This is a genomic window from Sodalis sp. RH20 (genome assembly GCF_047324205.1).
Taxonomy (GTDB): Bacteria; Pseudomonadota; Gammaproteobacteria; order Enterobacterales; family Enterobacteriaceae; genus Acerihabitans.
The window spans coordinates 1,699,919-1,723,654 of sequence record NZ_CP178733.1; the positions used below are offsets into that span (position 1 = coordinate 1,699,919).

Here is a 23,736-nt window from a genome sequence, read left to right on the forward strand (position 1 = left end):
GAACCTTGATACGTGTTGAAAATAAGATCAGCGCCGGCGGACGGTGCCGCGTTCAGCGTCAACTGAGGGTTACCCAGATGGTTTTCATTTGGGTGTATTGATCAAAGGCTTCGAATCCTTTGTCATAGCCGCCGAATCCCGAGGTTTTGAGGCCGCCAAACGGCGTGGTGATATCGCCTTCACCGTAACTGTTAACCGCCACGGTGCCGGCCTGTATTTGACGCGCCATGCGCACGGCGATGTTGATGTCATTGGAAAATACCGTAGCCGCCAGGCCATAAGCGGAGTCATTGGCGATTTTTACCGCCTGTTCCTCGCTGTCGAAAGTGAGGATCGCCACCACCGGACCGAAGATTTCGTCCCGGGCCAAGGCCATATCCGGCGTGACGCCATCAATAATCGTGGCTTCGACAAACCAGCCGCCGCTATCCTGCCGCACCTGGCTACCGCCGTGCAGCACAGTGGCGCCTTGCTGTTGGGCCTGTGCGATGGCGCTCAATACCCGCGCCAGCGCGTCAGGCTCGATCAGTGGCCCCAGCCTGGTGGCGCGGTCGGTGGGGTCGCCGGTTTTCCATACCTGCGCGGCCCGGATAAAAGCCTTCATAAAGGGTTCTTTAATGGCGGAGTGCACCAGGATGCGCGAACCGCAGGTGCAGTTTTGCCCCATATTCCAGAATGCCGCATTGGCCAGGTTTTCGGCGATGGCGTCCAGGTCTTCCGCCATATCCGCCATGACGATCTGCGGGCTTTTGCCGCCGCATTCCAGCACCACTTTCTTCAGGTTGCTGTCGGCGGCGTAGCGCAGGAACTGCCGGCCGATTTCTGTTGAGCCGGTGAAGGTCAGCGCATCGACATCGTTATGCAGCCCTAAGGCTTTACCGGCGATATGGCCTAAGCCGGGCACCACGTTGAATACGCCTGCGGGGATGCCCGCTTCCCGCGCCAGCCCGGCGATACGTATCGTCGACAGCGAGGCCAGTTCCGCCGGCTTGATCACCAGAGAGTTGCCAGCCGCCAGCGCCGGCGAAATTTTCCATGACAAGGTGGCGGCAGGGAAGTTCCACGGCAATACCATGCCGACCACGCCCACCGGTTCACGAATAATCAGGCCAAGGTTGCCCGCGCCGGTGGGCGATATCTTGCCGAAGACCTTATCGATGGCTTCGGCATACCAGCGAATGTTGTTGACCACATCGGGTAGGTCGAAATTTTCGCAATCCGCCAACGGCTTGCCGGCATCCAGCGAATCCAGCAGGGCTAACTCGGCGGCATGTTGTTCGATAAGATTGGCAAAAGTATGCAGGATGCGCTTACGCTCGCGCGGTTCCATGCGGCTCCATTCACCGCGGTCAAAGGCGGCGCGGGCGGCCTTAACCGCTTTATCAACGTCGGCGGCGGAGCAGGCGGCAATCTGGTTGAGCAGTTTACCGGTCGCGGGATTAAAGTTATCGAAGACCCGCTGGTGTTCAGCGTCGACATATTCGCCGTTGATAAAAGCGCGGGTCCGTACAGTGTCAGGTAAAGCAATCATATGCACTCCAGAAGGGATGTTATAGCACTTTGCCAAGAAAGGCTTTGGCGCGTTCATTTTTGGTATGGCTGAAAAATTCAGTCGGGTTGCCTTGCTCTACCACCACGCCGTTGTCCATGAAGACCACCTGGTCGGAAACTTCGCGGGCGAAACCAAGCTCATGGGTCACGACGATCATGGTCATGCCCTCGTCGGCCAGTTCGCGCATGACGCTCAGCACTTCGCCGACCAGTTCGGGATCGAGGGCGCTGGTCGGCTCGTCAAACAGCATCAATTTGGGCTTCATCGCCAGCGCGCGGGCAATGGCGACGCGCTGCTGCTGGCCGCCGGATAGCGTACGGGGATAGGCATTGGCCTTACCGGTCAGCCCCACCTTGGACAGCATCACCATCGCCTGCTCGACGGCGTGTGATTTACGGATTTTTTTGACGTGCATCGGCGCTTCAATGATGTTTTCCATTACCGTCATATGGGGGAACAGGTTAAAGCTCTGGAAAACCATGCCGATATCGGCCCGTTGCCGGGCCACTTCGGACTTTTTCATCTCATAAAGCTTGCCGTTGTGTTCGCGATAGCCGACCGTTTCGCCGCCGACCTGCAATAACCCCTTTTCAATACGCTCAAGATGGTTCATGCAGCGTAGAAATGTGCTTTTACCCGATCCGGAAGGTCCGAGGATGCAGCATACGTTGCCGTATTCGACGGTCAGGTCAATGCCCTTGAGCACCGGCAGATGGCCATATGATTTCTCGACGCCGCGCGCCACTACCGCAAAGTGGTGTCCGTGCGGGGAAGATGGGGAAAAAGGCATAGTCAGGCATTCCTTACTGTGTGATCGTCAAGTTTCTCGTCCGCCGGCGCTGGCAGCGCCTGGGAATGATGATCGCTTTTGGAAAAATGCTTCTCGGTATAGTGCTGCAGCACGCAAAGAACAGAGGTGAGCACCAGATACCATAGCGAGGCCACAATCAGCAGCGGGATGGTCTGGAAGTTCGCGGTATAGATGAGCTGCGCGGAGTAGAGCAATTCCTGCAGGGCGATCACGCTGACGAGGGAAGTGGTCTTGAGCATGCCGATCAGCTGGTTGCCGGTTGGCGGAATGATAATGCGCATCGCCTGCGGCAGGATGATTTTCACCATCACGCGAAAGCTTGACATGCCCAGCGCTTCCGCCGCTTCCCGTTGTCCGCCAGGCACTGAATTCAAGCCCGCCCGCACGATCTCGGACATATAGGCTCCTTCATTCAGCCCCAGGCCAAGCAGCGCCGCGGCATAGACCGTAATGTACTGATTGGCGTCAAAGGTGCCTAGATTGGGCCCGAACGGAAAACCAATGGTAATCTCCGGATAAAGCGCGGACAGGTTGTACCAAAATATCAGTTGCACCAGCAGCGGCGTGCCGCGAAACATCCATAAATAGATAAAGGAGATACTGTTGAGCACCGGATTTTTTGACATGCGCATCAGGGCGAGCAGCGTACCTAATACCACGCCGATGCTCATGGCGGCGAGTGTCAGCCAGACGGTTGCCATCAGGCCAGAGAGAATCGAAGCATCGAAAAGGTATTGGGAAACCACCTGCCATTGATAACGCGGATTGGTGATAAGTGAAACGATCAACCCCGCCGCCACAATGATAAGAAGTCCCGCCGCAATCCAACGCCCATGATATTTCAACGGCACCACGGGCATGCTCTGATGTTCTCCGATGTCTCCCACTACCTGCCGATTTAACAATTGTGTCTGTGTCACTTTCGTTCCCCTAAACATACTTGAAACTCGCTATGGATGTATGTGAGACTTTACGGTAATCGATAACCGGTAGCCGTTTACATAATGTTAGTTTAGTTTTTATCCGTCAAGTTCAATCGCGCAAAAATGGGAGTGATGACGATGTCTCAATTCAAATGGACCAACTGGGGTGGCAATCAAACCTTCACCGTGGACAACTGTTTCCGGCCGGCAAGCGAAGAGGAGGCAATCGCAGGCATTCGCCAGGCGGTAAGCCAAGGACAGCCTGTGCGGGTTGCCGGCAGCGGCCACTCGTTTACGCCTATCGTTCGCACGGGTGGTTTATTGCTCGATCTCAGCGCGCTGAGCGGCGTCATCGCCATCGATAAGGGGCATCAACAGGCGCAGGTCGCGGCGGGTTCCTCCATTGCCGCCCTCGGCGAACCGCTGTGGTCCGCGGGACTGTCGCTTGAAAACCAGGGGGATATCGACGTGCAATCCATCGCCGGCGCCGTCGCCACCGGCACCAAAGGTTCGGGCACCGCTTTTGGGTCGCTGTCATCAAAGGTGGTCAGCCTGCGTATCGTCAATGGGCTCGGGGAGGTGGTGGATATCGATGGTGAAACCGCTGATTATCTGCGCGCAGGCCAGGTTTCGCTCGGTTTGCTCGGGCCGGTGGTGCGCGTCGGTTTACAACTGGTCCCAGCCTACCGGCTAAAAGAGGAAAATATCATTCTGCCCATGTCGGAGGTGCTGCGCCAGTGGGATTACCTGCTCGGCGCATACCGGCATTTTTCTTTTTGGTGGATGCCCAGCGCGCATTCCGCCCAGATGTACCAACTGGGCGAGGTGCCGGCCGATCACTGCTTTGTCAAACTGCTGCGGGAAGTGTCCGCCGATGGACCCGACCTCCCTCAGGGCGCAATGAATCGGCGCACGGATCGGGCGTATCGCATCTATCCCGATGGCACTACCGATGCGCAATTCCATGAACTGGAGTACATGGTGGACGCCGCCGATGCGCGGGAGGCGGTCGAACGCATGCAATATCTGATGCGCAGCGGATTTCCCCATGAGATCTCGCCGCTGCAGGTCCGCTGGCAGAAAGCCGATACCGGCTATATTTCGCCGCAGAGCGGCCGTGACAGCACGTCCATCTCCGTTTCAGGCGCCATAGGCAGCAATTATTTTCCCTTCTTGCAGGCGGTGGATCAGACTTTGCGACCGCTTTCGGCCCGGCCGCACTGGGGCAAGCTGCACTTTCTCGACCGCCGGCGGGTGAGCGAACTTTACCCCGATTACTCGCGTTTTATACAAATTCGCCGGCAGATGGACCCGCTCGATCTGTTTTTGAATCCGCATTTTGCCGAGCTGTTTGCATAACGCCGTGTTTGAAAAAGCGCATTGACAGACTTAACGTTGAATGTAATATATTACCCATAACCAATCACTATAAGTGAGAGCACAATGAAGATCGCGGCAATTGAAGTTTACGGCTATCAACTGACCTACGCCCATGGCGAATACGTGATGTCCCAAGGCCGCGCCGCTCAGCGACAGGCATCCACGCTGGTGCGGATTATTACCAATGAGGGGCTGGAAGGCTGGGGGGAAAGCTGCACCCTCGGCGGCACCTATCTGCCGGATTTCGCCGAAGGGACGCGCGCGGGAATTTGCCTTATGGCGCCCGCGCTGCTGGGGCTGGACCCCACCAACCTGGCGGTCATCCATCAACGCATGAATGCCTGCCTGCTGGGTCAAAACAGCGCCAAAAGCGCCATCGATATAGCCTGTTGGGATGTGTTGGGCAAAATGGCGAACCTGCCGATCGCCACGCTGCTGGGCGGCGTGACCCAGCCGGATTTTCCTTTATATGAAGCGGTGCCCCTGTCATCCCCCGGCGACATGGCCGCCTTTGTGCGCATGCGCGGGGAGGCGGGCATCAGCCGTTTTCAACTGAAAGTGGGCAACGATCCTTTCGATGATGCCGCGCGGACCCGCAGCGTCGTGGAAGCCTGTCGCGATGATGTGACGATCGTCGCCGACGCCAACGGCGGCTGGAATCTGCAGTCGGCGGCGATCGCGGTGCGGGAACTGGCCGGCCTGAATATTTTTATCGAGCAACCCTGCCGCGATACCGCCGATTGCGCGCTGGTGCAGCGCATGAGTTCGCTGCCGCTGGTGATGGACGAGTCGGTGATCAATGCCGCGGAGCTGTACCGGGCGAAATACGACGCGGGCGCAGTCTCGGTCAATATCAAGCTGGCGCGGGTAGGCGGCATCACCGGCGCGGTGCGTATGCGTGACCAGGCGCAGGATTTAGGCATGACGGTTTGTATTGAGGATGTCTGGGGCGGCGATGTGACCACCGCCGCAGTAGCGCACGTTGCCGCCAGTACCCGCGCGGATGCGCTGATGCACGCGTCCTTTTTCAACGACTGGACGCTTGAGCATGTCGCCGGTTATGCCCCGCGCTCCGTGCGGGGACGGGGCAAAGCGCCCACCGCGCCCGGACTAGGGATCGCCGTTGATGCCCGGTCATTAGGCGCGCCGCTGTTCCGGGTGGAAAACCATGGCCGATAACCGCGCCTTGCCGCAAAGCGCCATCGATTGGCTTAGCCGCCGGGATCGGCAGGTGATATTCGCGGTGGATTCGCACACCGGCGGCAATCCGACGCGCATCGTGCTCTCGGGTATTGATTTGCCCGCGCAGGCGGCAACCGTTGACGGCGCGCGGCGCTGGCTGCGCGACCGGGCCGACCACTGGCGGCGCCGTCTAGTGCACGAGCCGCGCGGCGGCGGGCTCACCTGCGCCGTAGTGCCGATTATGTCGCAGGAAGATGGCTGCGATATCGGGGCGGTGATCCTGGAACCCGGTTCGTACCCGCCGATGTGCGGACACTGCATGATTGGCTTCGCCTCGGTGATAGTCGAGCTGAATCTTTTGCCCAATCTGTGGCGCGAGCGCGCGGACAGCACGTCATTTCGCATTCGCACGCCAGCGGGGCCGGTTGGCGTGACGGCCAGGCGTGAGGGCGAAAAATTCACGACCGTAACGCTTACCAACGTTGAATCTTTTGTGGTCGGCCGGGGGGAATGCCGGCTGGAAGGCCGTCTGGTTCAGGTCGAGCTGCTTTATGGCGGCGATTATTATATTTCTGTGGCCGCCGAGAGCATCGGCCTGTCGCTCGATCGCGACAACGCCACTGAAATTGTCCGCCTGGCCCGGCTGCTGCGCGAGGCCTATACCAGGGAACGCGTCACCGATCCGCTTACCGGCGCGGCGCTGGATGTCTATCAGGTATTGTTTTACCGCTGCGATCCCGCGCAACACCTGCGGGCGAAAATCGTGGTGGTGGCGCCGCCGGGCGTTATAGACCGTTCTCCTTGCGGTACCGGGACCAGCGCGCTGTTCGCCAAACTGGTCACCGAAGGCAAGGTCCGGCCGCAGGATACCGTCACCACGCAGAGCATTATCGGTTCCACTTTTACGGTAACGGCTGCGCAGGTGCGCGGCGCCGGCCCGCGTACGTTTATTACGCCGGCGCTGACCGGGCGTGCCTATATCAACGGCTTTCTGACTATTGCGGCGGACTCGGAAGACGAGCTCGCCGATGGTTTTCCGCCCCTCTGACTTTTATCAATGGAGATTCAGCTTATGATCCTTAAGGGAGTACTGTCCGCTATTGTTACGCCGTTCACCGCTGACGGTGAAGGTATCGATGAAGCGGCGCTACGCAAACTCGTAGACCAAAATATCGCTGACGGCGTCGATGGTTTTGTTCCTGCCGGCGGTACCGGCGAGTTTTCTGTCCTTTCCCACCAGGAGAGATTACGTTTAGTCGCGATCGTGGCCGAGCAGGCGGCTGGCAAGGCCACGGTACTGGCCCATACCGGCGCAACCTCGTCCCGGGAAGCCATTGCGTTTTCCAGGCACGCCGAAAGCGTGGGCGCCACCGCCATCATGCTGGCGACCCCCTACTATGAACCCATCGGTTTTGATGAGGCGTTCGCGTATTACGCCGAAGTCGCCGCGGCCACCAGCCTGCCCATTTGCGCTTACAACTTTCCCCCGGCCACCGGTCTGCATCTCGACGTGGATTTCCTGCTAAAACTGGCCAGGGAGATACCGCAGGTCAAATACGTCAAGGATTCGTCGGCCAACATCATGCAAATGAGCGCGCTGCTGATGGATCATGCCGATGAAATCACTTTTTTCAACGGCGAAGACGTGCTTATGCTGCCCGCGCTGATGCTGAAAGCGCCCGGCATGGTGATGGGCACCGGCAATTTTATGGCGCCGGGGCTGGTGAAATTACAGCGCGCGAGCGAAAGCGGCGACGACCAGGCGGTTGCGGATCTCTGGCGGCAAGTGTATCCGCTGATCCGCCTGCTAGGCGCGGGCCGCTACAACAGTGGCATCAAGGCCGCCTGTGAAATCCTGGGGCTGAGCGTCGGGCCGGTGCGCGCGCCGATTCCGCCTTATTCCACCGTGCAGAAAGCGGCGCTCAGGCAGGCCATTTCCGCCATAGATCCGGCATTGCTGACCGGCGCGGCGCGCCGGTAACCCAACGGCACCGGCAATCCCGTTACGCCGTCCGTTAAGAACCATCATTGGAGAGGTAGTATGAAAGCAGATATATTTTCCGGGGTGATCCCGGCGTTGATGACGCCTTGCACGCAGGCCAGGCAGCCCGATTTTGATGCCCTGGTGCGTAAAGCGCAGGAATTGATCGGCGCGGGTATGTCGGCGGTGGTCTATTGCGGTTCGATGGGCGACTGGCCATTGCTGACCGACGCGCAGCGCATGGAAGGGGTGGAGCGCCTGACCCAGGCCGGCATTCCGGTCATCGTCGGCACCGGCGCGGTGAATACCGCCGCTGCGGTGGCCCATGCCGCCCACGCGCAGAGCGTTGGGGCCAAAGGCCTGATGGTTATTCCGCGGGTGCTATCGCGCGGTTCGGTGATCGCGGCGCAAAAAGAACACTTTAAAGCCATCCTTGCCGCCGCGCCGGAGCTGCCGGCGGTTATCTATAACAGTCCCTATTATGGTTTCGCCACCCGCGCCGATCTGTTTTTCGCCTTGCGCGGCGAACATGCCAACCTGGTCGGTTTTAAAGAGTTCGGGGGCATGGATGACCTGCGTTACGCCGCGGAGAATATCACCAGCCGCGACGATGACGTCACGCTGATGATTGGCGTCGATACCGCCGTGGTGCATGGCTTCGTCAACTGCGGCGCCACCGGCGCCATCACCGGCATTGGCAACGTGCTGCCCGAAGAAGTGCTGCATCTGTGTCATCTTTCTCAGGCGGCGGCGGCCGGTGATAGCGACGCGCGCCAACGGGCGCAGGAGCTTGAACAGGCGCTGGCGATTCTGTCGTCATTCGATGCCGGTCCGGATCTGGTGCTGTTCTTCAAATATATGATGGTACTGAAGGGGAATAAAGAGTACGCGCTGCATTTCAATCGGACCGACGCGCTTACCGACAGTCAGCGCGGCTACGTGGAGGCGCAATTCCGCTTGTTCAATCAATGGTATACCGAATGGAGCCAATTGCCGGGCGCGGTACAGCGCTATAAAAACGGCATGGAACGCGCCGCTTAGGTTGGGTTCAATCGCTCTATTCAAGCGTGGTTGGCAGTAAAAACCACGCTTTTTTTTGCGCGCCACGGGATTATTTACGCTGACGTGGGGCCGGCTTTAGGGGAAACCGGGAGCCGGCATGCGGGGCGCTATAGTGCTTGCGGCAGACGGCGCGTGGCGGCCGGGCGGTGAAGCGCATCCACCACCTTGACCGTGGCCTGCGCCCGATCTGCCTCACTGAGGGCAGGGCCCTGCGTCCAGGCGGTGACAGGCCTGCGGTATTGAAAAAGCGGCCGCCAAGGCCGCCCCTTTGTCCATGTCACGGCAGAAAACGGCGCAGACGACCGCACCTTCGACCCGCGTTAACTCGCGGGCAGGGGTTCTGCCGCCACGCCCGCCCCAATAATGCCGATGCGAAACGGGAGCGCGGCTTTATTCAGACATTTTCCTTCACCTGCCCGGCGGTGGCGATACGGTCCCGTTCGACGATGCTCAGCTGCGTCTTTTTTTGCGCCTGGCTCATCAGGTGCACGCGGGCGCGCCGCGCCGCTTCGTGGCCGGAGCCGGTGGCGATCTCCATATTGCCGATTTCGGCAAAGTAGTCGCCCGCAAAATGGATATTGACGTCGTTGCGTTCGCAGTAGGCGAGCATGGGGGCAAAATTGAACCCGGCCGGGCGATACGTATTGCCGGGCACCCAGCGTTGCACAATGGTTTCCTTCACATGCCCCTGCAATTGCGGGAACATTTTGTAGATATCGGCAAGATAACGATCACGAATCTCATCATCGGTCAGCTTAAGCATTTCGCGCGCCGGGGTACCGCCGGAATAAACCATCAGGCTGCCGCCCGGTTTGCGCGGGCCTGTTCTCAGCGGATTAGCATGATTAAAAAACATGTCAAACGAGGCATCCGGCGTGGTGATGGCATAGATATCGTCATAGGGCATCGGGCCCGGCTCGTCGGTGATGATTCCCATGGTGGGGAACGGACCGTACTGAACGCTTATAAGGGTCTGGCGAACATCATCGGGTATATCGCGGACCATGTCAGATGCCTGGTAAGCCGGCACCGCCACCACCACTTCCGCGGCGGTTACGCTATGTTCACGCCCTTCGGTTTCATAGACCACGGTAACCAGGTCGCCGGTTTTACTCACTGATTTCACGGTAGCGTCATAGCGCACGCGATCGCCCAGCAATTCCATCATTACCTCGCCGAAACGGCCCGAACCCCCGTCAAGATTAAGCGCCATGGCATCGCCTTTACCGGCCCATACGGCGCCAAAAAGCGAAACGCCGACCCCCGCGTGCTGGTCTTCCATTTCCGCCGCCGCGCGCCGGGCCGCAGATTGAAAAAGCGCTTCAAGCCGTTTGGGCAGCGGTCCCATAAATTCGCGAAAGGATTTATCCGACAGATAGCTGGCGACCCGCGCCCGGCGGCGCTGGTTACTTTCGCCATATACCGGCGCCATCGCTTTTTGCCAGCCTTTCACCGCCTTTAGAATCCGCATGCCTTTGGTCGCCAGGGCGAAACGCTCACGCAGGGTCATCGGCATGGTCAGCGGCAGGGCGGAAACCATTTTGGGCTTATACACTTTACCGCCCCAATAAATCGCGAATTTATTGCCGGGGATCTTGATGATATCCAGGCCTATGGAATGAAGGATGTTGCGCATATGCGATCCCGGCGGTGGAAACAAGTGACCGCCGAGATTCAGCCAATAGTCTCCCCGTGATACCGAGTAGAGACGTCCGCCAAGACGATGCGATTTTTCCAGCACCAGAATATTCTTGTCCCTCAGCTCCCAGGCCGCCGACAAGCCTGATGGGCCGCCGCCGATAATCACAACATCAAATTCCGGTTTAACCATTTTTATTTCACCTCAATCGCTTACGTGTTGAATTGACTTGCCTCGCAGAGGATGTTCCTGGAGGACCCTGGCCCGGACGGCGGGATAAACATCGCGCTTGCAGCAGCTAAGTGTTACGGGTAATATATTACGTGTAACACGCTATTGTCAACGTTCAGTGAGTGTTCAAGCCCGCGTCGCGCCCTTAATTCATCCCAGGAGAGTTATATGAAATTCAATTATTCACGACTTTTGTGCCTGATTGCCGCGCTGGCGGCAGGCGCGCTTCCCGCCGCCGGCGCCTGGTCTCAGGAGGCGATTGGCAAGGCCGATGACGTGGCTGCGCAGCTGCCGCAATCGATAAAGGACGCCGGCGAACTGCGCATCGCTGTTCCGGACACCGGAAAACCCTTGGCTTATAAAGAAGGCGGCGTGCTTAAGGGGATGGATGTCGATCTCGCGCAATCGGTTGCCGCCATACTGGGTCTGAAGGCCGATATTCGCCTGATCCCTTTCGCCACCGCGCTGGCCGGCTTGCAATCGAATAAATACGATATCTCCTATGGCGAGTTCTATGTCACGACGGAACGATTAAAAGTCGCCGATTTTGTGACTAACTGGCAGGATTACAGCACTTTCCTGGTGAAAAAAGGCCAGCCCTTCCAGGCCAAGGCGCTGGCTGATATTTGCGGCCATAAAGTCGGCGCCATGGCCGGTTCCGCTGAGCTGGCCACGCTCAACTCCGCCGCGCTGAAATGTACGGACAAGGCGTCAGTGGTCAGCGCATTTCCATCCATTAATAATGCCGTGCTGGCCCTTAACAGCGGCCGGGTCGACGGCGTGTTGATTAACCGCGGCGGGGCGCAGGAATCGATACGCGTCGATGCGGGACTTAGCGCCTCGGGCGAAATCGGCGGGGGACCGACCGCGACGGCGGTGGCGCGCAACGCGAATTCGGCTCAATTGCTGCAAGCATTGAAAGCCGCCTACGATCGTTTGATTCAGAACGGCGAATACGCCAAGATCCTAGAAAAGAACGATACCGCCTTCGGCGCCGTCAAAAGCGCGGAAATTTACCAGGAAGGGTCAACGCCGCCGAAATACAGTTTCTGATGAGGCTCCCAGGGATGGGAAGTTTAACGATTAGGCAGATAACTATTACTTATTATAATAAGGAAATGTTATGTCATCGCCCTGTTACCGCCACGGTGAGCAACAATTTAGCGGCCGGGTCATAAGAAAATAGAATCTATATTGAGTAGAACCTTCATTCGGGCTAAAATGTAGCATGTTATCGACTACTAAGATGTCAGTCTGAGGTTTATATGGAACAGGAACATCCTATACTGCGGCAAGCCAATCTGCGCGATCAGGCGCTGTCCATTTTGAAATTGCGTCTGGTTTCCGGCGATCTGGCGCCGGGCCAAATTTATTCCGCCTCGGCCTTGGCCGAAGAATTAGGCGTTTCCAATAGCCCGGTTCGCGAGGCCATGCTGACGCTGGTTAACCAGGGATTGATGGAAACGGTGCGTAATCGCGGTTTTCGCGTGGTGCATTTCAGCGATAAAGAGCGTCATAACGTCTATGAGCTGCGGTTATTGCTTGAAGTGCCGTCGATGGCCAAACTTGCTAGGCTCAGGCCGCGGGTGGAAGCGCGCCGGGAGGAGTTTTCACATATTGCCTCCGACATGGTGGGGTATGCCAAGGAAGGGAATATTGCGGGTTATCTGGAAATGGATCGCCAGTTCCATCTTGGCCTGCTGTCGCTGCTCGAAAATGAACCGTTGGTGACTATTGTTGAAAACCTGCGCGATCAGTCCCGTCAGTATGGTCTCAAGGCGCTGCGTGAAAGTGGCGGGCTGGTAAAATCCGCGCAAGAGCATCAACCTATCCTTGATGCCATGTTATCCGGGGATGGTGAATTAACCACTCAATTGATGACTGATCATCTGAGCCATTTAATGAGTGACTGGGCGGGCTGATTTCCGCCGCCGCCCTGGTTATCTTTCCTCGTAATTCGCCGGCGCGCCGTGCCGTGCTCGTGGCCCGCCGGCCGGCGCGAATATAAGGATTACGCCGTGCCTGGACCACGGCGAAGTGAGCCCGCTTGCCTTATTCCGCCGGTGCGGTCAGTGCGGCGCGGTGCGCGTTGACAAGGCGTTGCTCGTCGCTGAGCGCCTTTTGCACCGATGGCCGTGCGTCCATCCGATCTTTCCAGCTCGCCACGTTTTTAAGGTGGCTGATGTCGACCCCCGAGCGATCGCCCCAGAATGTGGCCCAGAGATAGGCATCCGCCACCGTCATTGTCTCGCCGGTCAGAAAAGCGCGGCCGTCGGCAAGACGGTCATCAAGGATGCTGTAGGCCGCGGCGATTTTGCCGCTGGTCCAGGCAATGCCTTGTTCCGTCATCAGTTTGCGCATCAGAGGGATATGTTTCTGGGCGATTTCGGTGGCGATAAACACCAGGAGCTGGTCGTACCTGACGCGCTCAAGCGTGCCGCGCAATGGGATCAGTCCGGTCGCGGGATACTGGTCGGCGAGGTAGGAAATAATCACGATTGTCTCGGAAATCGGATGATGTTCTTTTTCATCGATAACCAGCAGAGGAACGTATTGCATGGGGTTGAGCTGCGTAAAGTCATCGCCGTTCGAGGTGGATTTGCCGAACACGTCGAAGTGAATAAGCTCAGGCTCGAGGCCGAGTTCGTTGGCGATAATCTGGACGGCTTCAGAGCAGGTTTTATCAGCGATATACAGTTTCATTGGGTGATCCTAGGATAGTTGCGGCGTTATGGGATGTAGAGGGTTGCCCGCGTGCCGGATAAACGGGCCGTGAGGCAAAACCCGGTCTTGCTCAGCGGGGCGCGTGCGCCGGGCGCAGGCTGCGAAAGGCCGCGCGTATTTCATCCGCGAAGATCCGCGGCTGTTCGAATGCCGCGAAATGGCCGCCGCGCGTCGTTTTATTCCAATAGATAAGGTTCGGATAGGTTTGCTGCGCCCAGGATTGCGGCGCGGTCCAGATCTCGCGCGGGAATACCGATACGCCGACCGGGATCCGCACCGGCAGCGAGTAGAAATCCAGGTGCGGATGTTCGGCATACATGCGCGCAGAAGAAGCGCCCGAGTTGGTTACCCAGTACCAGGTCACATCGTCGAGGATTTTATCGTAACCAAAGGCGCTTACCGGGTCGCCGTCGCAGTCCGACCAAGACTCGAATTTTTCGTAAATCCAGCTTAACTGTCCGGCGGGGGAATCCGCCAGGGCATAGCCGATAGTCTGGGGACGCGTGACCATTTCCCAATAATAGCCGGAGCCATCCCGAGCGAACGCGTCAAGCTGATCAAACACTCGCTGTTCATCAGGCGTCGGGTTCGCCGGTTTTTCTTTCGGCGCCACCAGCGGCAGGTTGGTATGGATGGCGCGCAAGCCGGGGAGTTCAAGCCGGGCCATTGCAATGGTGATATGACTGCCCCAATCGCCGCCCTGGGCCACATATTCGGCGTAGCCCAGCCTGTGCATTAGTTCATGCCAGGCTTTGGCGATACGGTCCCGGTTCCAGCCGGTCTCGGCCGGCTTGTCTGAAAAGCCATAGCCGGGGAGGGAGGGAATAACGAGATGGAAGGCATCTTCCGCCCGGCCGCCGTGCGCGGTGGGATCGACCAGCAAGTCGATGGTATCCAGGAATTCCAGCACCGAACCCGGCCAGCCGTGGGTTATGATCAGCGGTATCGCATGCGGATGACGGGATCGGACGTGCAGGAAATGAATGCCGAGCCCATCGATTTTCGTTTTGAACTGGGGATACCGGTTCAGGCGTTGCTCCACGCGGCGCCAGTCATACCGCGTGCGCCAGTATTCGATGAGTTCCCTGACCCGCGCCAGCTGCGGCCCCTGGGAAGCATCGGGTACGGTTTCCCGCTCGGGAAACCGGGTCGCGTCCAGGCGGCGCTTTAAGTCGTCCAGCACTGGCTGGGGGATGTTGATAACGAAAGGCGAAAGGGTAGTGTTCAGCTCGCTTTCAGTGATGTTTTGCATAACAGGGCTCCGTTAAGGCGATCGCCGGCAGACGCGCGGCGTTTCGATGACGGAAAACATAACCGGTCGCGCCGGGGAAATAAACGCCGGTAAAAGCGACGCTCTGTAGCTCCGGGAGCGACAATGCCGTTGGGATAACCATTTACTAAACGACGGCGATACCCTAATTTAGGACGTTATCGTTTCCGGAAGATCAATCATGACGCAATCTTCTCCCTCACTGCAGGATATCGCCGCCTTTGTGGCCGTGGCCCAGCATGCAAGCTTTACCCGGGCGGCCGAACAGCTGGGAACCAGCAAGGCAAACGTGGGTAAAGCGGTGCAGCGCCTGGAGGCGCGCCTCGGGACCAAGCTTTTTCAGCGTACCACCCGATCGGTAACCTTGACCGAAGATGGCAATACCTATCTTGAAGCGGCCCGTGCGGCATTAGGCGGTTTACACGAAGCGGAAACGGCATTGGCCGCCCGCCGCGACCATCCCGCCGGCCGGGTCAGACTGGACATTCCCGTGGGATTCGGCGGATTTATTCTTCCCTCGCTTCCCGCGCTTCGTGCGCGTTATCCCCTGGTGACCCTGGATATTTCACTCACCGATAAGGCCACTGATGCCGTGGGCGAAGGATGGGATATCGTGGTGCGGGTGGGAGAACTGCCGGCGGACGGTGAAATGACCGTAAGAAAACTTTGTGGCCTGCGCCTGTGCCTGTATGCCGCGCCGGCCTATCTCGACGGCCGGCCCTCAATCCGTTCCGTCAGCGAGCTGATGCGCCACGAAGCGGTTATTTTCCGTTCTGCCTCCGGCAAGCTCAGACAATGGCATATCTTTGACGAGGGCCGCGTGCGGGAATTTTCCCCCAATATCAGCGCCATTGTGTCCGACGGCAGGTCGCTGGTGGATGCCGCCAGGGGCGGGCTTGGCATTGCGCAGGTTTTTGACCGCGTCGGGGACCCCTACGTCGCCTGCGGCGAACTGCGGCGGGTGCTGCCGGCGGCATCCGTTGCGGGACCCCCGGTGCATGCGCTTCTCCCCCTTGGCCGGCGAATGCCGCTGAAAACGCGCGTGGTACTCGATCACCTGGCCGATCTTATGCGTTCAGCGACCGCGGAATAAGCGCGTGATTGTCTCCTCACCGGAGACACAGCTGCGCCGCTGCCGGTATTTATCTCCGAATCAACAACGCCTATCGTCGCGGTGAAGGACAATATCGTCCCTTTCATACGAGGTGTTTATCATGTCATCAAGCCCTGCGTCTTCGTACGCCCGCAGCGGCCCGCTGGTGCTGTTTGCCGTTTGCCTGGCGGCATTGGCCCTGCCGCTCAGCTTTACCGGCGCGGCGCTGGCCACGCATACCATCGGGATTGAGTTCTCGGCAAGCGCCGCCCAACTTAGCTGGATCACCAATAGTTTTATGCTCACCTTCGGCAGCTTTATGCTCCCCGCAGGCGCACTGGCGGATGTTTACGGCAGGAAGCGCGTTTTTATGGGTGGGGCAGCGCTGTTCGCCATGGGCTCCCTTGCGCTCGATTTTGCACCTGATATCACTACGCTGAACCTGCTGCGCGCGCTACAGGGGGCGGGAGCCGCCGCGGCCCTGGCCGGCGGCTCGGCCGCGCTGGCGCAGGAGTTTACCGGCCATGCGCAGACCCGGGCGTTCAGTATGATCGGTACCACGTTCGGCATCGGTCTTGCCCTGGGGCCGATCGTTTCCGGCAGCCTGATAGAACATTTCGGCTGGCGCTCAATCTTCCTGACGGGCACGATCCTGGACGTGATTGCCCTGGTTATCGCCCAAGGCGTGATGAAAGAAACGCGCAATCCGGGCAGTTCCCGCTTCGACAGCGCCGGCGCCGTGGCTTTTATCGCCGCGCTCGGTTTCCTGACGCTCGGGCTGAACGAAGCGCCCGATCGCGGCTGGTCCGCGGCGATCGTGCTCGGCGCGTTTGCCCTATCCATCGCTGCGTTTGTCCTCTTCGCAACGATAGAGACCCGCATTAAACAACCGCTGCTCGAACTCTCCCTGTTCCGCTACGGAAGATTCGTCGGCGTTCAGATCCTGCCCATCGCAACCTGCTATGCGTATGTCGTCCTGCTTATCGTGCTCCCCATGCGTTTCATCGGCGTGGAGGGTTACAGCGAAATACAAACCGGTCTGCTGATGCTTGCGCTTTCCGCGCCCATGCTTATCGTTCCCGCCGGCGCCGCCATCCTTGCCCGGACGATACCCGCAAGCTGGCTGGCAAGCGCAGGCCTGTTCGTCGCCGCCGGCGGGTTGTTCTGGCTGAGCCGGGTCGGATCCGGCGGCTCAATGCTGGCGTTGACCGGCCCGCTGCTGGTGATCGGCCTCGGGACCGGCATTCCCTGGGGCCTGATGGACGGCTTGTCGGTGACCGTCGTGCCGCGGGACCAGGCCGGTATGGCCAGTGGCATCTTCAACACCACCAAGGTGGCCAGTGAAGGTATCGCCTTGGCCATGGTGAATGCGCTGCTATCGGCTTTTGTGTTCTTGGCGGTGACACGGGCGGGCGCCGGCGATGGCGCACATCAGCCTCTCGTCGAGGCGTCGCGCCAGCTCGCCACCGGCAACCTCGATCAGGCAACGCGCATGCTCGCCCCTCTGGGACGCGACGCCCTGACCATGGCCTATGACACCGCATTCACCATGCTGCTCTATGTATTGATGACCGTCACCCTGGCCGCCGCGGTCTCGGTATTTATCCTGCTTTCACCCCGGGACGCGGGAACGCCGTGCCCGGATCGGACGCTGACGGAATAACGGCCCGCCGCGGGTTGCATGGTTTTAGCCCCGACTCCCGCTCTTAATCGTCTTGCCATTATTCCAATGGCTTAAAGGGCAAACGGGTATCATACCTGCTCCCAAAAACCATAGCCCAGGGCGCGTATCCCATACCCGTTTTCCCTGTGCTGCTCTGAACGGCACACAAGGCAATGCCCTTACGCCAAGAATGGCGTGATATGTTGAGTGAGAAAGAACTTGTCGGTAGCAGAAGCGAAAAAACCACCGCATTTGTTCTGTTTAATACATTGAGCACATACCAGCGGATAGATATTTTTGAAATCGCTGATGCTTTTGGCGCAAATATCATGCACATCGCTATTTACCACACAAAGCGGCAAATTGAAGATGCGGGTCTCAATGCCACAGCGTTGGAGAATATCGACCGCTGCCGACAGGATATCCTTGTAATCCCACGGGTCGATAGAAAGGGCAGACCAATTAAGTTTGGCATAGCCCATATTTTCCATACCCATCAACGCCACGTGTTTAACAAAGAATAAGTTATTCGAAATAAATTCTACTAAATCTGGGAGATATTCAATGGTCTTTTGATGTAACACAATACGCAGTTCAATGGGAATACCTTGCTTATAGCAGTTAAGCAACCCAGCCAGCGTTTGATCGAATGCGCCTCGGCTTTGCACAATATAATCATGGATATCTGAAACATGTGCAAAAAGCGGGATGCCGACCATGAGGTTGCCGCGAGCCGCGGCCGCAAGCCGGGAGACATAATTCTCATAATAAAAATAGCGCCCATTACTAAGAAGATGGATTAGGGTGTGTGGGGAGCGCTGCGCGATCTTATCAATGATGCGGATTAAGCCCTCATTTAACATCGTTGGCTCGCCGCCCGTAATACATAATGTCTCGGGTAAATGGTCGTCATCCAGCAGATCTATCGTGGCCGTAACGTCGTTTTCCAATTGATAGGGATCCGTAATCCTTGCCGGTTTAGGCGGCTGAGGACACATTACGCATAAGTTATTACAGAGTTCTGTAACCAGGAAGGCATTGTTGTGGGAAGCGGTGCGATAATAGCGGTGTATTCTGCCTTTAACGCTAATGCTGATAATGTCTCCAGGAGAGAAGACAATGCCAGGTTTAACCAGGAGTACGGGAAACCGGCCATGTTCCCACAGCGCCGGTGCGCGATAGTCGTCGGCCGCACAAATCACTGCAGTCGGGCACGTGTCTTGGAACGACGGGAGCAGGGCGTCGGTGGCTAAATAAAGGATATCGCGGTCGGTCATAGGATCAGACCCCGTGACCACTTTGCCGAATAGCTCCCGAACCAAGCCGTAGGTCAATTCTGCCTGCGTAAATAGAAAGCAGGTATCTAACGGGATGGCTGGCTTCATTGCAAACCCCATTGCAGCAATATATGCCGGGTTTGAAGGTCATTTGATGTCAATTTTTTGATAATCATTTTGATGATGCTTTGGTTTTTATAACAAAAATCGTCCTTGCCTGGCCGCCCATAAGGGGACGCCGTGACTTGGTAGCGCCGAACCGGATCAGCCCCGCAATAGGGCGCATAGGCACAGTCCGAGCAGACTGGCAAGCTGTCGTTAATCCCCGATAACGCCAATTCTTGCATTACCGGCCCCAAAAACAATTCTGACCGGGTATTCTCAAGCACATGCCCCATCTTGAAATGCCGGTCTCCGGTCTCGGCCATCATACGGCTTTCATCGCTGGGATAAATATTGCCATCGTAGTTATATAAAGTGACACCGAAACCGGCGCCACAGGGGGATTGTAAATCGACAAAACCTGTCGCCCATGGTGTGACAAGTTTCTTCACAATAAGACTGGCATAGGATTCGCGAAACGGTTGTCCGTCTTTGTTTAACTGGATGATATAATCCAGGCATTTTTCATAGAATTCCAAAAAAGCGTCTGTTGTATAGCCAATTTTGTTGAAATATTTTTGAGCAAAGCCGTAAGGATTCAACTCACGGATAAAGATGCTGCTAAACCCTTGCCGGATATATTCATCAATTATTTCTTGGTGCAGACCAAGACTTTGGCGGGTTGTTGTCATCAGCGCGCTGACCTTGGCGAAGGCATTTTTTTGTTTAATGCGATCCAAGGTAGCGATTAGCGCTTCCCAGGCGCCGGCCTGGCTAAATTTCCGATTAGCATTGTGCAAGGACTGGGGGCCATCTAACGAGGTGCTAATTGAAATATTATGCTCGATCAAAAAGTTGATATCTTCGTCATTTACATCGCATAGGTTGGTGCACAGAACAAATTGGATTTCTTTCACCGCATTATTTTGTTGCACACGCTTCACGGCCCGCCGGACCAGCGGCATTGTCAACGTCGATTCTCCCCCCTGAAACTCCAGCGTGAGTTTGGCGGAGGGCATGGACAAGGCCATATCGATACTGGCGTCAAGTACGGCTTCGCTCATATCAAAGCGAGAAGAGGCGGACTGGCAGGATTTTCTCGATGCCTGGCAGTATATGCAAGAGTTGTTGCACCTCACAGTCAGCACGAAGATATGCAATTGCGCAAAGTCTTCGAGAAAGGCCTTTTTGGTCTTAAATTTAGACGCCAGTAGAGGGATCGGATCTAACGCCTCGTCATTGATGATGATGTGCTTCGATCGCAATTCATAGTAGAGCTTTTTATCGGTTATTTCTTTTTTATTGACCAATACGCTAAGCTGTTCATCGTTTAAACAGATCCATTCACCGTAATCGGTCGAAATAAAATATCGCTTAGCATCCAATTTGCTGAATCTGAAAGGCAACAGCTGATAATGGGGCTGGTAAAAACTCTCAGCGCTTGCGAATTTAATGCTCATGATTGAATCGTTCTTGTATGCTGAGCATCAGCGCATTATTGAGAAAAGTATTGATGATTTCGGCACTCTCTTGGACATGTGCGTTTGTGACGGTGAAATTCAGCAGCATACCATCCCCGGCTTGAGCTGTTATTGATAAATAATCCGCAAATAGTGATGCCATTTCATCAATGGCATGCTGCGTATAAAAATCAGAATCCAGTATCATTTGCATAAGCGTTAGACCGAGGAAGTCAGTATATGAAGGCTATCGCCGGGAGCCGCATTGTGCACCAGCGTGACCACCGGCGAAAAGGCTTTCCTAACGATTTCGGCATGAATTTCTTTTGTTTCAGCTAGGACGATCTGGCGCATCTGGTTTTCATGCAGAAGATCCAGAAATTCATATACTACCCGTTCAATATCGCTGGTAGGTGCTGCGGTATTTTTATTATAAAAGTAAATCAAAAGATGATTGTCCGCAGTTTTAGTGACATGAATATAAAACCGGTCTGTCAAAGAATAACATGTTTTCATTATCGCATTAATGGAATAAATCCCCTTATCTGCGATGATATAAAAAAAATCACCGAGTGCATTCGTACCTTTACCGGTGGGCGCCATGGTTTAGTTACTCCTATAAATAGCCAGCATTTCTGCTGGCTATGACTGATTAACAGGTCTTGCCTGGCGTGCAGGAGTAATGGCTTGCATGGCTCGCGTGGCTGGAATGGCTATAGTGGGCTGCAAAAACTTGCCCATCCAGCGCGGGTCTATCCAAAATAACGGCTATGCCACCCTGCGGATTCGTTCGGGTACTGATGCTTTCCTGAACCCCATTGTTCACCGGAATGGCATCCGTTGACGCTATGGCGTTCAAGCTGCTTCCCGCTAAAACCCCAACAACTATCCCAGCGATAATCGGTTTAATTTTTTTACTTGCTTCAACCTCGTCTAACGCGATCTTTGGTACTGTTGGTAATCCTTTCATTGTTGATCCTTACCAATTTAAAACATAAGGAAATTATTAATCAATTAAATAATATTCCAATGTATTTCACTTTTCTTGCGCTTTTTATTGCAAAAAATTGATATAGGACAATATTTATTCACTCTCAAAGAGGACGTGATTCCTGGTTCTGTTGGTTAACACGTGAAACATACTGGAAGCGCTATAAACTGATTTTTCTAACACTGCATTTAATTAAATCATTATCATTATCATCAGCCGAAAACCTAATTCAACGTGTGGCAAAAATACCGCTTGGCAATAATTGATCCCAATTTTAGTGCAGAAAAGCAAACTATTAAAATACGTGATTTACATCACATGTTTTGATGATTTTCCATTGCAAGGTTTAGGTTTTTTTGCAATAACCCACCCTAAAACAGTGGCAGATGCACGATTCCACTACGGATGCCCTGGGTAACTTGCCCGCCGACAAAAGATTTTTACACTCTGAGAGCCGATGGCTTACATCTTATCGCAATTTTTCAAACTCAGGCTGTCAATAAGATGCACCCGTGAATATGTCTGCGTCAATCAAACAAGCCTGCGTTCTTCCCACGCTTTGCCCATTAATAGTGTGATCACGCGCGTGTTTACATCTAAATAAATCAACGCGTTAATTACCTGGTCGAAAATATATCATTAATTATTAGACAATTAATTCGCTTATAGCAAAAAACTAACATATTGAGCCTCTATATCACTTTTAACGATTAATTTGTTTTTTTTTATTTCCGATAAACATATGAAGGCGCAGTCCGACTTCCGGGGCACGATGCGATGCCAGCCATATAAAACCACAGGGAATCATGCCATGAAATTATCACTTGCCCATAAACTATGGCTCCCGCTCGTTGTCGCGCTGGTGTGCCTGGCCGGAACGTTATTTTTTGGCTCGGTGACGATTAAACAAGACCAACTGACACTGCGGAAAAATGCGATACAGGATGTCTCGCAACTGGCCCAGAGCGTAGTGAAAATGCAGGCTGATCTTGCTGACAAAGGATTGATTTCACAAGCGGAAGCGCAACAGCGCGCACTCCAGACCATCAAGAATCTGCGTTATGGTAAAACGGGGTATTTCACGATTTTGAATACCCAGGCGCAGGTCATCATGCACCCCATCAATGCAATGCTGATTGGCAAAGGGTCTGACATCGCTGATGCCAACGGGGCCTATATTTTCAGAGACATGGTGGCCGTCACCAGGGACAATAATGCCGGTTATACCGCCTATGTTTTCCCCCGTCCGGGCGAGACGAAACCTCAGCCGAAAATCGCCTACAGCATTCCGTGGTCGCCCTGGGGCTGGATCATCACGACCGGCCTGTATGTTGATGATATTAACGAGGCATTTCTGGTTTCTCTTTATCAGAATATCGTTGAATTCGTTACCATCAGCATTTTGCTCTCGCTGCTCGTCTATGTGATCAACCGGGGTATATTGCGAACCCTGGGCGGCGAGCCGCGCTATGCCGTTGAAGTCGCCGCCCGGATTGCTTCAGGCGATCTTTCCCACGCGGTGGATAAAAAAACCAGTGACAGCTCAAGCCTGATATATGAAATGGGTGTTATGCGCAAACAACTCACCACGGTCATTGAAGAGATCCGCGATGGCGCTGATATCATCAACGCCAGCACCCATGATATCGTCGCCGGAAATCAGGAGATAGTCGCTCATTCCGAGCAGCAGGCTATATCGCTGGAAAGAACCTCCTCCAGCATGGAAGAGATTACCGCCGCCGTAAAACAAAATGCGGAGAATTCGGGGCAAGCGCGCGAACTGGCGCGCGGCGCGGTGGATATTGCTTCTCGCGGCGGCGTGATGATGCAGAGCGTGAATGACACCATGACCGGTATTTCTGAAAGCGCCATCAAAATAGCCAGTATTATTGAAGTGGTAAACGGTATCGCTTTTCAGACCAATATCCTTGCCCTGAATGCGGCGGTGGAAGCGGCCAGGGCCGGTGAGCAAGGCAGGGGTTTCGCCGTGGTCGCCGGCGAGGTGCGCAGCCTGGCGTTACGCTGCTCTCAGGCGGCGCAGGAGATAAAAGGGCTGGTGGAAGAGTCCATGGCTCGCGTCAACAGCGGCTCCTCACAGATCAAAAAGGCCGGGAGCAATATCGACGACATGATAGAGGCCGTGCAGCGGGTTTCGGATATTATGTCGCAAATTTCCTACGCCACGGATGAACAAAGCAAAGCCATTAGCCATGTTAACGAAGCCGTAGTGCAAATCGATGCGGTGACGCACCAGAACTCCGTGCTTGTGCAGCAGGCGGTGGTGGCGGCAAGTGGCCTGGAAGAGCAAACCCGTAGGCTGACCGAAACCGTGGCCTTTTTTAATACTGGCAGGTAATTTCCGTAACAGACGACAATGCCCGGTCTCGATGCGAGC

At 55.8% G+C, this 23,736-nt stretch carries 21 protein-coding genes; 10 read left to right on the forward strand and 11 right to left on the reverse strand.

Going from position 1 to position 23,736, the window contains the following annotated elements:
* Positions 1–58: 58 nt before the first annotated feature.
* Genes ACL2XM_RS07940 through ACL2XM_RS07950 form a run of 3 tightly spaced genes read right to left on the reverse strand, consistent with a single transcriptional unit; the run spans position 59 to position 3,283 of the window.
* On the reverse strand, positions 59–1,531 hold the full coding sequence (locus ACL2XM_RS07940; RefSeq protein ID WP_413732687.1) for an aldehyde dehydrogenase: 1,473 nt from the start codon (positions 1,529–1,531) through the stop codon (positions 59–61).
* 19 nt (positions 1,532–1,550) lie between these two features.
* Positions 1,551–2,342 (reverse strand): amino acid ABC transporter ATP-binding protein, encoded by a 792-nt coding sequence (locus ACL2XM_RS07945; RefSeq protein WP_413722979.1) that lies wholly within the window; start codon positions 2,340–2,342, stop codon positions 1,551–1,553.
* A 2-nt stretch (positions 2,343–2,344) separates the two neighbouring features.
* Positions 2,345–3,283, reverse strand: a complete 939-nt coding sequence (locus tag ACL2XM_RS07950) for an amino acid ABC transporter permease (protein ID WP_410014796.1) — start codon at positions 3,281–3,283, stop codon at positions 2,345–2,347.
* Positions 3,284–3,424: 141 nt separating this feature from the next.
* Between ACL2XM_RS07950 and ACL2XM_RS07955 the strand changes: the two genes are divergently transcribed.
* From ACL2XM_RS07955 to ACL2XM_RS07975, 5 genes are all read left to right on the forward strand, one after another.
* The gene (locus ACL2XM_RS07955) at positions 3,425–4,645 is read left to right on the forward strand and encodes a D-arabinono-1,4-lactone oxidase (RefSeq protein ID WP_413722978.1); all 1,221 of its coding nucleotides are present in this window, start codon (positions 3,425–3,427) and stop codon (positions 4,643–4,645) included.
* An 84-nt stretch (positions 4,646–4,729) separates the two neighbouring features.
* Positions 4,730–5,845, forward strand: a complete 1,116-nt coding sequence (locus ACL2XM_RS07960) for a mandelate racemase/muconate lactonizing enzyme family protein (protein ID WP_410014798.1) — start codon at positions 4,730–4,732, stop codon at positions 5,843–5,845.
* On the forward strand, positions 5,835–6,896 hold the full coding sequence (locus ACL2XM_RS07965; protein ID WP_413732688.1) for a proline racemase family protein: 1,062 nt from the start codon (positions 5,835–5,837) through the stop codon (positions 6,894–6,896). The genes ACL2XM_RS07960 and ACL2XM_RS07965 overlap by 11 nt, the downstream gene beginning before the upstream one ends.
* A gap of 24 nt (positions 6,897–6,920) precedes the next feature.
* Positions 6,921–7,829 (forward strand): dihydrodipicolinate synthase family protein, encoded by a 909-nt coding sequence (locus tag ACL2XM_RS07970; protein ID WP_410014800.1) that lies wholly within the window; start codon positions 6,921–6,923, stop codon positions 7,827–7,829.
* A gap of 60 nt (positions 7,830–7,889) precedes the next feature.
* Entirely contained in the window at positions 7,890–8,870 is a 981-nt protein-coding gene (locus ACL2XM_RS07975; RefSeq protein ID WP_410014801.1) for a dihydrodipicolinate synthase family protein, read from the forward strand.
* A gap of 415 nt (positions 8,871–9,285) precedes the next feature.
* Here the strand turns inward: ACL2XM_RS07975 and ACL2XM_RS07980 are convergent, their stop codons facing one another.
* Positions 9,286–10,722, reverse strand: coding sequence for a flavin monoamine oxidase family protein (locus ACL2XM_RS07980; RefSeq protein WP_413732690.1), 1,437 nt, complete (start codon positions 10,720–10,722; stop codon positions 9,286–9,288).
* Positions 10,723–10,929: 207 nt separating this feature from the next.
* Between ACL2XM_RS07980 and ACL2XM_RS07985 the strand changes: the two genes are divergently transcribed.
* The gene (locus ACL2XM_RS07985; RefSeq protein ID WP_413722976.1) at positions 10,930–11,814 is read left to right on the forward strand and encodes a transporter substrate-binding domain-containing protein; all 885 of its coding nucleotides are present in this window, start codon (positions 10,930–10,932) and stop codon (positions 11,812–11,814) included.
* 212 nt (positions 11,815–12,026) lie between these two features.
* Complete coding sequence (locus ACL2XM_RS07990) at positions 12,027–12,683, forward strand: GntR family transcriptional regulator (protein WP_410014804.1); 657 nt, start codon at positions 12,027–12,029, stop codon at positions 12,681–12,683.
* A gap of 130 nt (positions 12,684–12,813) precedes the next feature.
* Here the strand turns inward: ACL2XM_RS07990 and ACL2XM_RS07995 are convergent, their stop codons facing one another.
* Both ACL2XM_RS07995 and ACL2XM_RS08000 read right to left on the reverse strand, forming a co-directional pair.
* Positions 12,814–13,464 carry a glutathione S-transferase family protein gene (locus ACL2XM_RS07995; protein WP_413722975.1) on the reverse strand — a complete coding sequence of 217 codons (651 nt, stop codon included), beginning with the start codon at positions 13,462–13,464 and terminating at the stop codon, positions 12,814–12,816.
* 91 nt (positions 13,465–13,555) lie between these two features.
* Positions 13,556–14,737 (reverse strand): epoxide hydrolase family protein, encoded by a 1,182-nt coding sequence (locus tag ACL2XM_RS08000; protein ID WP_413722974.1) that lies wholly within the window; start codon positions 14,735–14,737, stop codon positions 13,556–13,558.
* Positions 14,738–14,936: 199 nt separating this feature from the next.
* On the opposite strand from ACL2XM_RS08000, the gene ACL2XM_RS08005 reads away from it, so the two are divergent.
* Positions 14,937–15,848: a LysR family transcriptional regulator gene (locus ACL2XM_RS08005; protein ID WP_413722973.1), complete on the forward strand. Its 912-nt coding sequence runs from the start codon at positions 14,937–14,939 to the stop codon at positions 15,846–15,848.
* A gap of 121 nt (positions 15,849–15,969) precedes the next feature.
* Complete coding sequence (locus tag ACL2XM_RS08010) at positions 15,970–17,511, forward strand: MFS transporter (protein WP_413722972.1); 1,542 nt, start codon at positions 15,970–15,972, stop codon at positions 17,509–17,511.
* Between the two features lie 179 nt (positions 17,512–17,690).
* On the opposite strand, the gene hxsC is transcribed toward ACL2XM_RS08010, so the two are convergent.
* The 5 genes from hxsC to ACL2XM_RS08035 are packed head-to-tail and all read right to left on the reverse strand — an operon-like array spanning position 17,691 to position 21,320.
* Positions 17,691–18,896 (reverse strand): His-Xaa-Ser system radical SAM maturase HxsC, encoded by a 1,206-nt coding sequence (gene hxsC, locus ACL2XM_RS08015; protein WP_413722971.1) that lies wholly within the window; start codon positions 18,894–18,896, stop codon positions 17,691–17,693.
* Positions 18,893–20,350: a His-Xaa-Ser system radical SAM maturase HxsB gene (hxsB, locus tag ACL2XM_RS08020; RefSeq protein ID WP_413722970.1), complete on the reverse strand. Its 1,458-nt coding sequence runs from the start codon at positions 20,348–20,350 to the stop codon at positions 18,893–18,895. The genes hxsC and hxsB overlap by 4 nt, the downstream gene beginning before the upstream one ends.
* Positions 20,340–20,564 carry a hypothetical protein gene (locus tag ACL2XM_RS08025; protein WP_413722969.1) on the reverse strand — a complete coding sequence of 75 codons (225 nt, stop codon included), beginning with the start codon at positions 20,562–20,564 and terminating at the stop codon, positions 20,340–20,342. Before ACL2XM_RS08025 ends, hxsB begins: the two co-directional genes overlap by 11 nt.
* A 5-nt stretch (positions 20,565–20,569) precedes the next feature.
* On the reverse strand, positions 20,570–20,953 hold the full coding sequence (hxsD, locus tag ACL2XM_RS08030; protein ID WP_413722968.1) for a His-Xaa-Ser system protein HxsD: 384 nt from the start codon (positions 20,951–20,953) through the stop codon (positions 20,570–20,572).
* Positions 20,954–21,002: 49 nt separating this feature from the next.
* Positions 21,003–21,320: a hypothetical protein gene (locus ACL2XM_RS08035; RefSeq protein WP_413722967.1), complete on the reverse strand. Its 318-nt coding sequence runs from the start codon at positions 21,318–21,320 to the stop codon at positions 21,003–21,005.
* Between the two features lie 832 nt (positions 21,321–22,152).
* Between ACL2XM_RS08035 and ACL2XM_RS08040 the strand changes: the two genes are divergently transcribed.
* On the forward strand, positions 22,153–23,697 hold the full coding sequence (locus tag ACL2XM_RS08040; protein WP_413731061.1) for a methyl-accepting chemotaxis protein: 1,545 nt from the start codon (positions 22,153–22,155) through the stop codon (positions 23,695–23,697).
* Positions 23,698–23,736: the final 39 nt, after the last annotated feature.

Bases quoted from the DNA above. Each gene is read 5' to 3' on its own strand.
- ACL2XM_RS08000 (WP_413722974.1), bottom strand. From the start codon at position 14,737: ATGCAAAACATCACTGAAAGCGAGCTGAACACTACCCTTTCGCCTTTC.
- ACL2XM_RS08005 (WP_413722973.1), top strand. From the start codon at position 14,937: ATGACGCAATCTTCTCCCTCACTGCAGGATATCGCCGCCTTTGTGGCC.
- ACL2XM_RS07960 (WP_410014798.1), top strand. From the start codon at position 4,730: ATGAAGATCGCGGCAATTGAAGTTTACGGCTATCAACTGACCTACGCC.
- ACL2XM_RS07990 (WP_410014804.1), top strand. From the start codon at position 12,027: ATGGAACAGGAACATCCTATACTGCGGCAAGCCAATCTGCGCGATCAG.
- ACL2XM_RS08040 (WP_413731061.1), top strand. From the start codon at position 22,153: ATGAAATTATCACTTGCCCATAAACTATGGCTCCCGCTCGTTGTCGCG.
- ACL2XM_RS08025 (WP_413722969.1), bottom strand. From the start codon at position 20,564: ATGCAAATGATACTGGATTCTGATTTTTATACGCAGCATGCCATTGAT.
- ACL2XM_RS07955 (WP_413722978.1), top strand. From the start codon at position 3,425: ATGTCTCAATTCAAATGGACCAACTGGGGTGGCAATCAAACCTTCACC.
- ACL2XM_RS08035 (WP_413722967.1), bottom strand. From the start codon at position 21,320: ATGAAAGGATTACCAACAGTACCAAAGATCGCGTTAGACGAGGTTGAA.
- ACL2XM_RS07970 (WP_410014800.1), top strand. From the start codon at position 6,921: ATGATCCTTAAGGGAGTACTGTCCGCTATTGTTACGCCGTTCACCGCT.
- ACL2XM_RS07985 (WP_413722976.1), top strand. From the start codon at position 10,930: ATGAAATTCAATTATTCACGACTTTTGTGCCTGATTGCCGCGCTGGCG.
- ACL2XM_RS07980 (WP_413732690.1), bottom strand. From the start codon at position 10,722: ATGGTTAAACCGGAATTTGATGTTGTGATTATCGGCGGCGGCCCATCA.
- ACL2XM_RS07940 (WP_413732687.1), bottom strand. From the start codon at position 1,531: ATGATTGCTTTACCTGACACTGTACGGACCCGCGCTTTTATCAACGGC.
- ACL2XM_RS07945 (WP_413722979.1), bottom strand. From the start codon at position 2,342: ATGCCTTTTTCCCCATCTTCCCCGCACGGACACCACTTTGCGGTAGTG.
- hxsD (WP_413722968.1), bottom strand. From the start codon at position 20,953: ATGGCGCCCACCGGTAAAGGTACGAATGCACTCGGTGATTTTTTTTAT.
- ACL2XM_RS07965 (WP_413732688.1), top strand. From the start codon at position 5,835: ATGGCCGATAACCGCGCCTTGCCGCAAAGCGCCATCGATTGGCTTAGC.
- hxsB (WP_413722970.1), bottom strand. From the start codon at position 20,350: ATGAGCATTAAATTCGCAAGCGCTGAGAGTTTTTACCAGCCCCATTAT.
- ACL2XM_RS07975 (WP_410014801.1), top strand. From the start codon at position 7,890: ATGAAAGCAGATATATTTTCCGGGGTGATCCCGGCGTTGATGACGCCT.
- hxsC (WP_413722971.1), bottom strand. From the start codon at position 18,896: ATGAAGCCAGCCATCCCGTTAGATACCTGCTTTCTATTTACGCAGGCA.
- ACL2XM_RS08010 (WP_413722972.1), top strand. From the start codon at position 15,970: ATGTCATCAAGCCCTGCGTCTTCGTACGCCCGCAGCGGCCCGCTGGTG.
- ACL2XM_RS07995 (WP_413722975.1), bottom strand. From the start codon at position 13,464: ATGAAACTGTATATCGCTGATAAAACCTGCTCTGAAGCCGTCCAGATT.